Here is a 12,908-nt window from a genome sequence, read left to right as displayed (position 1 = left end):
ATGACCGCACTGACGAACAAGAGCGCCCTCGAACTCGCTGCAGGTCTGGCCTCCGGCGAGTTCTCCTCCGTCGAGGTCACGCAGGCTCACCTCGATCGCATCTCCGCCACCGAGGATGACTTCAACTCCTTCATCACCGTCACCGACGAGGCAGCCCTGGCCACCGCGAAGGACATCGACGCCAAGCGCGCCGCCGGTGAGGACATCCATGCCCTGGCCGGTGTGCCGGTGGCGCTGAAGGACCTCGTCGTCACCGAAGGCGTGCGCACCACGGCCGGGTCGAAGATGCTCGAGAACTGGGTCCCGCCCTACGAATCGACCGTGCATCACAAGATCAAGGCCGCCGGCCTGCCCGTGCTCGGCAAGACCAACCTCGACGAGTTCGCGATGGGATCGACGACCGAGCACTCGGCGTTCGGCAACACCCGCAACCCGTGGAACCTCGAGCACGTACCCGGCGGTTCCTCCGGCGGGGCGGCCGCCGCGCTGGCCGGCTTCCAAGCGCCTCTGTCCGTGGGCACCGACACCGGCGGATCCGTCCGCCAGCCCGCCGCGTTCACCGGCACCGTCGGCGTCAAGCCCACCTACGGATCGATCTCGCGCTTCGGCATCATCGCGATGGCCTCGAGCCTCGACCAGGTCGGCCCGATGGGCCGCTCCGTCGCCGATGCCGCCGCCCTGCACGAACTGCTCGCCGGACACGATCCGCTCGACTCGACCTCCCTACCCGATGAGGTCGGCGGCTTCCTGGGCGCCGCGCGGACCTCAGAGCTCAAGGGCAGGAAGCTCGGCGTCATCAAGCAGCTGCGCGGTGAGGGCTACCAGGATGGGGTCCGCGATGCGTTCTCCGCAGCCCTCGAGACCGCTGCCGCCGCCGGCGCTGAGATCGTCGAGGTCGACTGCCCCGCGATCTCCTACGCCCTTGACGCGTACTACCTCATCATGCCCTCCGAGGTGTCCTCGAACCTGGCCCGCTACGACGGCATGCGCTACGGCCTGCGCGTCGAACCGGAGTCCGGTCCCGTCACCGCCGAGACCGTCATGTCCGCCACCCGCGCCGCCGGCTTCGGATCGGAAGTCAAACGCCGCATCATACTCGGCACCTATGCGCTCTCGGCCGGTTACTACGACGCCTACTACGGTTCGGCGCAGAAGATCCGCACTCTGGTGCAGAACGACTTCGCGAAGGCCTTCGCCGCGTGCGACGTCCTCGTGTCCCCGACGGCACCGACGACGGCCCTGAAATTCGGCGCCGAGGCGGCTTCCGATCCGATGGCCCTCTACTTGGGCGACGTGGCGACGATCCCGGCTAACCTCGCCGGAATCCCGGGCCTGTCCCTGCCGGCAGGGCTGTCCGACGGTCTGCCCGTCGGGTTCCAGATCCTCGCCCCGGCCCGTGAGGACGTCAAACTCTACGAGGTGGCCGGACCGCTCGAAGCCGCCCTCGAAGCAGCCGGCGGGCGCGTGCTCGACACCCTCGCGGAAGGACTGACCAAGTGAAATACGAAGACGCGATCAAGAAATACGATCCGGTCATCGGCATCGAGGTCCACGTCGAGCTCGGCACCGCGACCAAGATGTTCGACGCCGCCCCCAACACCTTCGGCGGCGGAGCGAACACCAACGTCACCCCGACCTCCCTCGGCCTGCCCGGCTCCCTGCCCGTGGTCAACGAGAAGGGCGTCGAGTACGCGATCAAGATCGGTCTGGCGCTCGGCTGCGAGATCGCCGAGACCTGCCGGTTCGCCCGCAAGAACTACTTCTACCCGGACGTGCCCAAGGACTTCCAGACCAGCCAGTCCGACGAGCCCATCGCAGCCGAAGGACTGGTCGAGGTCGAGCTCGAGGACGGCACCATCGTCACCGTCCCCGTCGAGCGCGCCCACATGGAGGAAGACGCCGGCAAGAACACCCACGTGGGCGGCGCGACCGGCCGCATCCAGGGCGCCGACCACTCCCTCGTCGACTACAACCGCGCCGGCGTTCCGCTGGTGGAGATCGTGACCCACCCGATCACCGGGACAGGGGAGCGGGCCGCCGAGGTGGCCGCCTCCTATGTGCGCACGCTGCGTGACATCTTCCGCGCCCTCGACGTCTCCGAGGCCCGGATGGAACAGGGCAATGTCCGCGCCGACGTCAACGTCTCCCTGCGGGAGAGCCCCGACGCGCCGTTGGGCACCCGGACGGAGACGAAGAACGTCAACTCTTTCCGCTCGATCGAACGTGCTGTGCGCTTCGAGATCGCCCGCCAGGCGACCCTGCTCGAGGCGGGGGAGAAGATCGTGCAGGAGACCCGGCACTTCCACGAGGAGACCGGTGAGACCTCCTCGGGGCGTCCGAAGTCCGACGCCGACGACTACCGCTACTTCCCGGAGCCCGACCTCGTGCCGCTGCAGCCGTCCCGAGAGTGGGTCGAGGAGCTGCGCGCGGGTCTGCCCGAGCTGCCAGCGCAGAAGCGTCGCAGGCTGCTGGCCGAATGGCAGTTCTCCGATCTCGAGATGCGCGACATCGTCAACGCCGGACTCCTCGAGGCCATCGAGGACACCGTCACCGCTGGTGCGAAGCCCGCCCAGGCACGCAAATGGTGGACCGGTGAGGTCGCCCGCCTGGCCAACCAGGAGGAGAAGCACCCCACCGAAATCGTCACCCCCGCGCAGGTCGCCGGACTCGTCGATCTCATCGGGCAGGGCAAGCTCAACGACAAACTCGCCAAGGACGTGCTCTCCGGAGTCGTCGCTGGTGAGGGCGAGCCCGCCGAGGTGATGAGTGCTCGCGGACTCGAGATCGTCGAGGACACCGGAGCGCTCGAGGCTGCCGTCGACGAGGCGATCGCCGCGAACCCGGACGTCGTCGAGAAGATCAAGGGCGGGAAGATGCAGGCCATCGGCGCGCTCATGGGCCCGGTCATGAAGGCCACCCGCGGGCAGGCCGATGCGGGTAAGGCCAAGGACCTCATCCTGGCCAGAATCAACGGCTGAGCCTCGGCAGGGCTTCCCGCCCGAGACTCAGGATTGATCCAGCCACACCCTCTAGACTGTGCGTCCAAGGGAGCCGAACGGCTCCCCGGCACAGCGGAGGGTGTGGCTTCTCGCATTCTCCGACATCCACGGCCGGCAGCGTCCCCAGCCGTGTGAGTGCACCCGCGCGTGGAGGTGAGAACGGTGTCTTCGTGGAAGTCCCTGTGGAAGAGCGAATGCGGCAAAGCCGCTCCGATCTATCGAGTGCTCGTGCCCGAGAGCGTCAGCGACGATGTCCGACACGCATGGGATGCCCGTGGTTACCGCTATACGGCGGGAGCACCGAGCGCGATCATGCTCACCGGCGGGATGAACCGGAACCTCTTCCGTTCCAGCGTCGTGTTCAAGGGAGGCACCGCTGCAGGCACGGCTGTGACCGCGGGATTCGCGGCACCCGGCGGACTGGCTCTGGTGTCGGGCTTCGCCGATGCGGCGGTGACGTTCGGCGGACTGGGCGCCGCGACGGCACTGGGGACTGGGATCTTCGCCGCCGTGACCGGACCGAAGTATCTGCGTGATCCGAAGCGGCTGAGCCGGAAGGCCAGGCGCAAGGTCACCGGAGCCCGCTGGATCACCCCATCGAGTCTCGGGTACGTCGGCGGCCGAAAGGAAGGCCGCGACACCGACGAACAGCGCCTCTTCCACCTGGCTGTGATGATCGCACGCAAGATCGTGCGCACCCGCGCCTGGACGCACCCCATCCTCAAGGACCACGTCTCCCGCGTCGACCTCGATCATGCGGTGGCCTCGATCGGCGTCCGCCTCGAGGAACTCGTCGCCCTGCGCGAGGAGATCGAGGGCATTCGCGATGCGGGAACCGCGAAGTCCGTCGAAACCTACCTGTCGAAGCTCGCGGTGGCCTTCACCTCGATGGCCCGCCGCGTGGAGTCGATGCACGAGTACTACGAGAGGCTGCTGGCGTTGGACGAGCAGCTTCTGCTCCTGCACAACTCCGAACGTTCCCGCGAACTCGGCGACCGGGTCCTCGATGTCCTCTCACGGACCGCCGCCGACGATTCGGCCGATTGGCAGTTCCGGGAGCTGCGCATCGACGCGGAATCGCAGTCGTCGATCATCTCCGGCATCGTGGCCGAACTCGATGAGACGGCCGATGACTTCGATGACTTCGACTCCCGACTGGCGGCGGCACAGAAGTCGGTCGACGAACTCGAGGCGTGAGGCCACAGTGCCCTCAAGGTGCTGAATCAGTGCCCGAACGGGTCGGGGTCGACTCCGGGCATCCATGACCGCCCCGGCTCGTTGTAGCCGTTGGCGGACTGTTCCTTCTTCCACTTCTTCGACCATCGCTTGTCGAGTTTGTCGACGTAGAGCGTTCCCTGCAGATGGTCGTATTCGTGTTGCATGATGCGCGCGAACCAGCCCTGGGCGTTCAGGGTCACCGGCTGGCCCAACGCATCGACGCCGTTGACCGTGACTCGGTCTGCGCGCTTGAGCGGGAAGTCGAGGCTCGGCACCGACAGGCACCCTTCGGTCTCATCGTCGGGATCCGGGCGGGTGTCGGGGACCTTCGAGGAGATGAGCACGGGATTGACGAAGGTGCCGCGGCGGCGCACACCGAAGTCGTCCTCGGCGTTGAACACGAAGATGGCCTTGCCGACGCCGATCTGCGGCGCGGCCAACCCGACGCCGTTGGAAGCATCGAGGGTGTCGTGCATGTCTGCGACGAGCTCGGCGAGCTCCTCGTCGAATTCGGTGATCTTCTCCGCGCGACGGTGGAGGACGGGCTCGCCGTAGATGACGATGGGATGAATGGCCATGAAGACAATCGTATCGGCCCTCGGTCCGGCGCTCGCCCACGGGGCGGGGGAGGGCCGCCTCGTCGTCTCAGAATCCCCGGGCCCCTTCGGCCGGCCCGGTTCGGGACTCCGTACCGCACACCCTCCGCCAGTCGTCGATGCCAACGATCACGAAGTGCAATTGCTCAGCGGTTGGGCCCATCCATTCGCAGTGATGGCAGACGTCGTCGCAAGAACTGCGTCCGATTGACATACAGAGTCACGAAGTTTCGCTCCGAGCGAACACATATTGTTGAGCAAGATATCTGGGAGCATGCTCAGGGGCGGCATGGTTATGATGAGCACAAGCCGTCTCGGACCACGAGATGCAAGCTGTCGCTCCACCCATTCGCAGTGCACGTCTGCCGGACGGTGAGTGGCCGTCGACGGCGGTGCACACAGAATCGTGAAAGGACTCACTTTGACCATCTTCAACAATGTCTCCGAACTCGTCGGCCGCACGCCGCTGGTCCGTATCAACAAGGCCAGTGAGCGGTCGGGCGCCGAGATCGTGGCGAAGCTGGAATCCTCGAACCCCGGCAACTCCGTCAAGGACCGCATCGGTGTGGCGATGATCGACGCCGCCGAGAAGTCCGGCGAACTCAAGCCCGGCGGAACCATCGTCGAGGCGACTTCGGGCAACACCGGCATTGCGCTGGCCATGGTCGGCACCTCCCGCGGCTACAAGGTCGTCCTCACGATGCCCGAATCGATGTCGAAGGAGCGCCGCGCTCTGCTGCGGGCATTCGGAGCCGAACTCGTCCTCACCGACAAGGCTGCGGGTATGAAGGGCGCCGTGGCGAAGGCCGAAGAGGTCGCCGCCGAGGGCGCCGTGCTCGTCCGCCAGTTCGAGAACAAGGCGAACGCGGCGATCCACAAGGCCACCACCGGCCCTGAGATCCTCGCCGACACCGACAACAAGGTCGACATCTTCGTCTCCGGCATCGGCACTGGCGGCACCATCTCCGGTGCGGGCGCCGCTCTGCGTGAGGCGCTGCCCGAGGTCAAGATCGTCGCTGTCGAACCCTCCGCCTCGCCGCTGCTGACCGAGGGCACCGCCGGACCGCACGCCATTCAGGGTCTGGGTGCCAACTTCGTGCCGGGCATCCTCGACACCGAGATCTACGACGAGGTCGTCGACATCGACAACGAGGCCGCCATCGAGCGGGCCCGCGAGGTCGCCAAGGAAGAGGGGCTGCTCGTCGGAATCTCCTCGGGTGCTGCTCTCGTCGCTGCCGAGCAGGTCGCCTCGCGTCCCGAGAACGCCGGCAAGCGCATCGTCGTCATCCTCCCCGACTTCGGCGAGCGCTACCTGTCGACTCCGCTGTTCTCCGAATACCTCGATTGATTCGAACGGCTTCAGTCACTCGGCCTCGCCGGATGCCTCGAGCGTCCAGTAGGCTGAGCGCCTGACTTCGAGGGCGTCAAACTTCGGTTTGGCGCCCTCGCTGTTTCGGAATTTTCAATGGCGCATCTGACTTGAGTCAGATGACCTGCAGCAAGGACAACGGGAGCGCTCACATCGGTGAGCGGAACGATAGAGAGGAAGAGGGCGGAGACAATGAAGGCACTGTGGACGGCGGCCGCTGCCGCTGCGGGAGCGGCGATCTACGGATTGACCCGACCCGGAGTGCGCGAGAGCCTGCGTGAGGACCTCGATACCGTGCGCCGGCGCGACCCGGCGGCCACGAGCGACTTCGTCTCACTCGTCTCCTACCCCGGGATGCATGCGATCTGGGCCCACCGCGGCCTGCACCGCCTCTGGCAGCACGAGGCGGGGAAGGTGCCTGCGCGACTGATGTCGCAGATGGTGCGCACACTCACCGGCGTCGAGATCCATCCGGGAGCGACGATCGGGCGGCGGTTCTTCATCGACCACGCCAACGGCGTCGTCATCGGGGAGACCTCGGAGATCGGCGACGACGTCATGCTCTACCACCAGGTGACGCTCGGCGGTACGTCGATGGAGCAGACGAAGCGCCACCCGACGATCGGCAATCACGTGCTCGTCGGCGCCGGGGCGAAGATCCTTGGGCCGGTCGTCGTCGGTGACAACTCCGCTGTCGGGGCCAATGCCGTCGTCGTCAAAGATGTGGCGGCCGATTCGAGCGCCGTGGGCATTCCCGCGACCGTGCGTTCGAAGAAGAAGGGCGTCACCTCCGTGGCAGAGGCGGACTCCGCCGGGTCGAAGGGGGAAGTCGGCTCTGCCGCGAAGCAACCGGACTTCATCCTCGAGGACCCTGCCCTCTGGATCTGAGTTCGCAACTTCGATCGGGCTCGGAGCCTGACTCCTCGTCACCAGGCGGCGTCACCCCACCGACCATGGTGGACTGACTGCACGCGGCCCCTGTCTTCGGGCAGGGGCCGGTTTGCGTCCACCGCCAGGGCAATCCATTGCCTGTGCGTCCGATGATTGGTCGATCCACCGCGCGTGGGAGCAAGGATACCGCGGTGGATTGACCAAACAATTCGCTGAATGATTCCCCACCCCATGCCCGGGGAATACTTTCGCGACCACCTCTGTTAAGATTTCAACTAGTTACTTCAAAACTGAAGTTTTAGTTCCTCGCGGGACCCGCATAATCGGCAGCGATTGCCCCGTCGACAGCAGCCGGGTCCCGTCGGCAGCGAACAGAAGGAGCAGTCATGGAATTCGGAATCTTCACCATCGGGGATGTCACCACCGACCCGACCGATGGCACCACGGTCTCAGAGCACCAGCGGATCAAGAACACCGTCGAGATCGCGAAGAAGGCCGAAGAGGTCGGCCTCGACGTCTTCGCGACCGGTCAGCATCACAACCCGCCGTTCGTCGCGCCCGCGAACCCGCCGGTGCTGCTTGCGAACATCGCTGCTCAGACGGAGCACCTGCAGCTGTCCACCGCGACCACGCTCATCACCACCACTGACCCCGTGCGCATCGCCGAGGACTATTCCTACGCCCAGCACCTCTCGGACGGGCGGATCAGCCTGATCATGGGCCGCGGCAACACCGGCCCCGTCTACCCGTGGTTCGGCAAGGACATCCGCGCCGGCATTCCGCTGGCGGTCGAGAACTACAACCTGCTCTACCGTCTGTGGCGGGAGAAGAACCTCGACTGGGAAGGCAAGTTCCGCACTCCTCTCAACGGGTTCACGGTCACCCCGACCCCGCTCGATGAGGTTCCGCCCTTCGTCTGGCACGGGTCGATCCGCAGCCCCGAAATCGCCGAGCAGGCCGCCTACTACGGTGATGGTTTCTTCCACAACAACATCTTCTGGCCGACTTCGCACACCCAGCGGATGGTTCAGCTCTACCGTCAGCGCTACGAGTACTACGGCCACGGCAAAGCCAGCCAGGCGATCGTCGGCCTCGGCGGTCAGGTGTTCATGCGCAAGAACTCCCAGGACGCAGTGCGTGAGTTCCGCCCGTACTTCGACAACGCCCCGGTCTACGGTCACGGGCCCAGCCTCGAGGACTTCTCCACGCAGACCCCGCTGACCGTCGGCTCACCCCAGCAGGTCATCGAACGGACTCTGAGCTTCCGCGACTGGGCTGGGGACTACCAGCGCCAGCTCTTCCTCATCGACCACGCCGGACTGCCGCAGAAGACCGTACTCGAACAGCTCGACCTCCTCGGCGAAGAGGTCATCCCCGTCCTCCGCGAGGAGTTCGCGAAGGGCCGCCCCGCCGACGTCCCCGACGCCCCGACCCACGAATCGCTCGTCATCCGCCACCGCGAGGGCCGCGATCCGATCCCCGGCGGCGGCGAAGGTTCGCGTGCCTTCGAGGACCGTCAGGCCCGCGCCGCCGAAGCCGCCGAGGCGGAGGCGCAGAAGGAAGGAGCCGACCAGTCATGAGCACAAACACGATGACGATCGTGGCCGTGACCACCTCGCTGAGCGAGGACTCGACCACGCTCAAACTCACCGACCGGATCCTCGAGTCGGCCACCTCGGCGGGGGAGTCCGTGGGCATCGCTGTGAACACGGAGGTCATCAATGTCCGCACCCTCGCCACGGCGCTGACCGACATGACCCTGACGGGCTTCCGCTCGGAAGCGCTCGAGGCAGCGTTCGCCACCGTCGCCGAGGCGGATGCCATCGTCTCCGTCGCGCCCGTGTACAAGGTCGCCCCGGTCGGGCTGCACACGCTGTTCTGGCAGCTCATCGACGAGAAGGTGCTGACGCGCACCCCCGTGCTCATCGCCTCGACCGGCGGCACCCCGCGGCATTCTCTGGCCGGGGAGTCCGTGCTGCGGCCGATGCTGTCCTACCTCAAGGGCATCGTCGTGCCGAGCACGGTCTTCGCCGCCACCGACGACTGGGGCTCGATCGAAGGCGGCCGTGCGCTGGGCGCCCGGATCCGCCAGGCAGGCGAGGAGCTCGTGTCCCTGACCTCGACGATCATCGGGGCAGGCAATGACGACCTCGCCGAGGTGGCCGACCCCGAATCCGCCGACGCCCGGTTTGCCAGTGGGCAGGGAAAGGCCGCGACCGCGGGGGCGGGTTCCCGCGGCATCGACGATGAGTTCGATCCCGATCGCATCACCCCGTTCGCGCAGCTGCTCGAGGGCTGAGATGACCGAGATCAGATTCGGCCGCGGCCGGGAGACTCTGGCGCAGAACGCCTGGCGGACCTACTTCGAGACATCGCAGCGGATCCGCCAGGCACTCGAGGTCCAGCTCAAGGACGATGCGGGGCTGACCGTCAGTGACTACAACACGCTGCTCCTGCTGTGGGAGGCTCCGGAGCGGACTCTGACGATGAGCGCGCTGGCCAAGAAGCTCGTCTTCTCACCGTCGCGACTGAATTACCGGATCAAGGTCCTCGTAGACTCGGGTCTGGTGACGAAGGCGCCGTGCCCCGAGGATGGTCGAGCCCACAATGTGGCGCTGACCGAGGCTGGGGCGCGAGCGTTCCTCGCCGCCGGTGCTCAGCACAGGGCCTATGTCGACGAGATCTTCTTCGACCATGTCAGCGATGAGGAGCTCGAGGTTCTCGAAACCGTGTTCACGAGGATCGGCGGCGCACTGCCGGAATGAGATGTGCCCTCGCTCGACCGGGCCCGGCGGTGCGGTTCGACGATCGGTCGGCGCCGTCATCTCATTGTGACGAGAGTCTCGGTGACACCGGGGACAGCGTGCCATAATGAGGGCATGTCCCTCACCACCATCGCCTTCCCGACATCCGAACTCCGCAACCAGGTGATCGCACGGATTCCGGCCCACCAGCGTGACAAGGTCGACCTCGTCGTGTTCTCCGACGCCGAACGATCAGCCAAGCTCAGCCGCGATGACATCGACATCGTCGTCCTGCCCTATCTCGACTCGGGCCCGACCATCGAGCTGCTCGACGAGCTGCCCAATCTCCGTCTCGTCATCACCCAGACCACCGGCTACGATCCCGTCGCTCACCTGCCCGAACGGGGCATCCAGGTGGCGACCGCCTCGGGCGTGCACACGGGAGGCACCGCCGAGCTCGCGCTGGCGCTGACCCTGGCCAGCCTGCGCGGCATCGATGACGCGGTCCGCTCGCAGGTGTCGCGGAACTGGGCACATCAGCGCTACCGCTCTCTGCAGGACCGACGCGTGATGATCATCGGCGTCGGGGAGATCGGCGCGGCGATCGCCGACCGCTTCGATCCCTTCGAGGTGCAGCTCACCCGTGTGGCTTCGAGTGCCCGCGAAGACGAGCGCGGACAGGTCCACGGTGTCGACGAACTCCCGACTCTGCTTCCTCACACCGAGGTGGTCGTGCTCATCACCCCGCTCAACGACGGCACGCACCACCTCGTCGATGCCGACTTCCTCAGCCGGCTGCCGGACAATGCGCTCATCGTCAACGTCGCCCGCGGCAAGGTCGTCGACACGGATGCGCTCGTGGCGGAGCTGTCGACAGGGCGCCTCCACGCGGCCCTCGACGTCACTGATCCTGAGCCGCTGCCGGAGAACCATCCGCTGTGGGGGACTCCGAACACGCTCATCACCCCGCATGTCGGCGGAGACACCTCGGCGTTCGAACCGCGGGTCGTGAAGATCCTCGCCGAACAGGTCCGCCGTATCAACGACGGAGAGCAGCCGATCAACCTCATCCAGGTGTGAGCGTCAGCTGGTGGTGAGCCGGACGGACGAGTGGTGAGCCGGTCGGGCCGGCGGTGAACCGCGCGGAATAGGTCACGTTCATCTGACCTAAGCGGGCCCGGATCACCGCCTCTGACCTCGGTTCTCGCATGGTGCCCAGGAGGGGTTCCATCATGCGAGAGTCGGGCGTGCGAATGCTGAAATCGGGCGTAGCATGCCTGCATGAGCATCGATACAGACACCGCCACTCCAGACATCAAACCCCGTTCTCGCGACGTCACCGACGGACTCGAGGCCACCGCTGCCCGCGGCATGCTGCGGGCCGTGGGGATGGGCGATGACGACTGGGTGAAGCCCCAGGTCGCGATCGCGACCTCGTGGAACGAGATCACCCCCTGCAACATGTCGCTGCAGCGCCTGGGCTCGGCCGCCAAGGAAGGCGTCCACGGGGCCGGCGGCTTCCCGCTGGAGTTCGGCACCATCTCCGTCTCAGACGGCATCTCGATGGGGCATGAGGGCATGCACTATTCGCTGGTCTCTCGCGAGGTCATCACCGACTCCGTGGAGACCGTGATGAGTGCCGAACGCCTCGACGGTTCGGTCCTCATGGCCGGCTGCGACAAGTCGATCCCCGGAATGCTCATGGCCTCGGCCCGCCTCGGACTCTCGAGCGTCTTCCTCTACAACGGTTCGATCATGCCGGGCACCGCGAAGCTCGAAGACGGCACGGAGAAGGAAGTCACCCTCATCGATGCCTTCGAGGCCGTCGGTGCCTGCCGTGCTGGCACCATGTCCCAGAAGGACGTCGACTCCATCGAGCGCGCCGTCTGTCCCGGTGAGGGTGCCTGCGGCGGTATGTACACGGCGAACACGATGGCGTCGGCCGCCGAGGCGATGGGAATGTCCCTGCCCGGTTCTGCCGCCCCGCCGGCCATCCACCGCAACCGGACGATGTTCGCCCGCAAGTCCGGCGAGGCTGTGGTCAATCTGCTGCGTCAGGGCATCACGACGAAGGACATCATCACCTGCGAATCGCTGCACAATGCGATCGCCGTGGTCATGGCCTTCGGCGGTTCGACCAATGCGGTGCTCCACCTGCTCGCGATCGCTCACGAGGCCGGCGTCGAGCTGCAGCTCGATGACTTCAACCGCATCGGCGACAAGGTCCCGCATCTGGGCAACGTCAAGCCCTTCGGCCAGTACGTGATGAACGACGTCTTCAAGATCGGCGGCGTGCCCGTGATCATGAAGGCGCTCCTCGACGCCGGACTGCTCAACGGCGACTGCCTGACGGTGACCGGCAAGACCGTGGCCGAGAACCTCGAATCGATCAACCCGCCGGACCCCGACGGCAAGATCCTCCGAGCGCTCAATAACCCGATCCACGCCACCGGCGGACTGACCGTTCTGACGGGATCACTGGCTCCTGAAGGCGCAGTGGTGAAGTCGGCCGGCTTCGACGCCGACGTCTTCGAGGGCACCGCCCGCGTCTTCGACCAGGAGCAGCCGGCCATGGACGCGGTGCTCAATGGCGAATTGAAGAAGGGCGACGTCGTCGTCATCCGCTACGAGGGGCCCAAGGGCGGACCGGGCATGCGTGAGATGCTCGCGATCACCGGCGCCATCAAGGGCGCGGGCATCGGCAAGGACGTCCTGCTGCTCACCGACGGTCGGTTCTCCGGCGGCTCGACGGGTCTGTGCATCGGTCACATCGCCCCCGAGGCTGTCGACGGTGGACCGATCGCGCTGGTCGAGGACGGGGACAAGATCACCGTCGACATCGCCGCTCGATCGATCGAGCTCCACGTCGACGAGGATGTCCTGGCCGAACGTCGCAAGTCGTGGACGATCCCCGAGAATCACCGACTCAAGGGTGTGCTCGGCAAGTACGCGAAGCTCGTGCAGTCGGCGTCGAAGGGCGCGGTCTGCTACTGATCGCGGAATCATGGCTTCCACCATGGCGGTGCTGGCGTCTGCCAGCACCGCCATGGTGTCTCTGAGGCCGCTTCGACTGTTCCGCAGAACCCTCTGT

General features: G+C 66.2%; 11 protein-coding genes. 10 read left to right on the top strand and 1 reads right to left on the bottom strand.

What is annotated here, in order from left to right; genetic code table 11:
- From gatA to GUY23_RS12855, 3 genes are all read left to right on the top strand, one after another.
- On the top strand, positions 1-1,500 hold the full coding sequence (gatA, locus tag GUY23_RS12865) for an Asp-tRNA(Asn)/Glu-tRNA(Gln) amidotransferase subunit GatA (RefSeq protein ID WP_166972899.1): 1,500 nt from the start codon (positions 1-3) through the stop codon (positions 1,498-1,500).
- The gene (gene gatB / locus GUY23_RS12860; protein ID WP_166972897.1) at positions 1,497-2,978 is read left to right on the top strand and encodes an Asp-tRNA(Asn)/Glu-tRNA(Gln) amidotransferase subunit GatB; all 1,482 of its coding nucleotides are present in this window, start codon (positions 1,497-1,499) and stop codon (positions 2,976-2,978) included. The genes gatA and gatB overlap by 4 nt, the downstream gene beginning before the upstream one ends.
- Positions 2,979-3,161: 183 nt before the next feature.
- The gene (locus tag GUY23_RS12855; protein WP_228282302.1) at positions 3,162-4,196 is read left to right on the top strand and encodes a hypothetical protein; all 1,035 of its coding nucleotides are present in this window, start codon (positions 3,162-3,164) and stop codon (positions 4,194-4,196) included.
- A gap of 26 nt (positions 4,197-4,222) precedes the next feature.
- On the opposite strand, the gene def is transcribed toward GUY23_RS12855, so the two are convergent.
- Positions 4,223-4,795: a peptide deformylase gene (gene def / locus GUY23_RS12850; protein WP_166972895.1), complete on the bottom strand. Its 573-nt coding sequence runs from the start codon at positions 4,793-4,795 to the stop codon at positions 4,223-4,225.
- 439 nt (positions 4,796-5,234) lie between these two features.
- Between def and cysK the strand changes: the two genes are divergently transcribed.
- The 7 genes from cysK to ilvD all read left to right on the top strand — a co-directional run bounded on the left by cysK (position 5,235) and on the right by ilvD (position 12,811).
- The gene (cysK, locus tag GUY23_RS12845; RefSeq protein WP_166972893.1) at positions 5,235-6,161 is read left to right on the top strand and encodes a cysteine synthase A; all 927 of its coding nucleotides are present in this window, start codon (positions 5,235-5,237) and stop codon (positions 6,159-6,161) included.
- 213 nt (positions 6,162-6,374) lie between these two features.
- Positions 6,375-7,070, top strand: coding sequence for a serine O-acetyltransferase EpsC (gene epsC, locus GUY23_RS12840; protein ID WP_166972891.1), 696 nt, complete (start codon positions 6,375-6,377; stop codon positions 7,068-7,070).
- A 389-nt stretch (positions 7,071-7,459) separates the two neighbouring features.
- Positions 7,460-8,653 (top strand): LLM class flavin-dependent oxidoreductase, encoded by a 1,194-nt coding sequence (locus GUY23_RS12835; RefSeq protein ID WP_166972889.1) that lies wholly within the window; start codon positions 7,460-7,462, stop codon positions 8,651-8,653.
- Entirely contained in the window at positions 8,650-9,372 is a 723-nt protein-coding gene (locus GUY23_RS12830; protein WP_228282297.1) for an NAD(P)H-dependent oxidoreductase, read from the top strand. The genes GUY23_RS12835 and GUY23_RS12830 overlap by 4 nt, the downstream gene beginning before the upstream one ends.
- A 1-nt stretch (position 9,373) precedes the next feature.
- Entirely contained in the window at positions 9,374-9,838 is a 465-nt protein-coding gene (locus GUY23_RS12825; RefSeq protein WP_166972887.1) for a MarR family winged helix-turn-helix transcriptional regulator, read from the top strand.
- A gap of 114 nt (positions 9,839-9,952) precedes the next feature.
- Positions 9,953-10,897 (top strand): 2-hydroxyacid dehydrogenase, encoded by a 945-nt coding sequence (locus tag GUY23_RS12820; protein ID WP_166972885.1) that lies wholly within the window; start codon positions 9,953-9,955, stop codon positions 10,895-10,897.
- Between the two features lie 201 nt (positions 10,898-11,098).
- On the top strand, positions 11,099-12,811 hold the full coding sequence (ilvD, locus tag GUY23_RS12815) for a dihydroxy-acid dehydratase (protein ID WP_166972883.1): 1,713 nt from the start codon (positions 11,099-11,101) through the stop codon (positions 12,809-12,811).
- The last annotated feature ends 97 nt before the right edge of the window (positions 12,812-12,908 follow it).

Origin of the sequence: Brevibacterium atlanticum, assembly GCF_011617245.1 — a bacterium.
Lineage (GTDB): Bacteria > Actinomycetota > Actinomycetes > Actinomycetales > Brevibacteriaceae > Brevibacterium > Brevibacterium atlanticum.
This window is presented reverse-complemented; position numbering and strand designations above follow the sequence as displayed.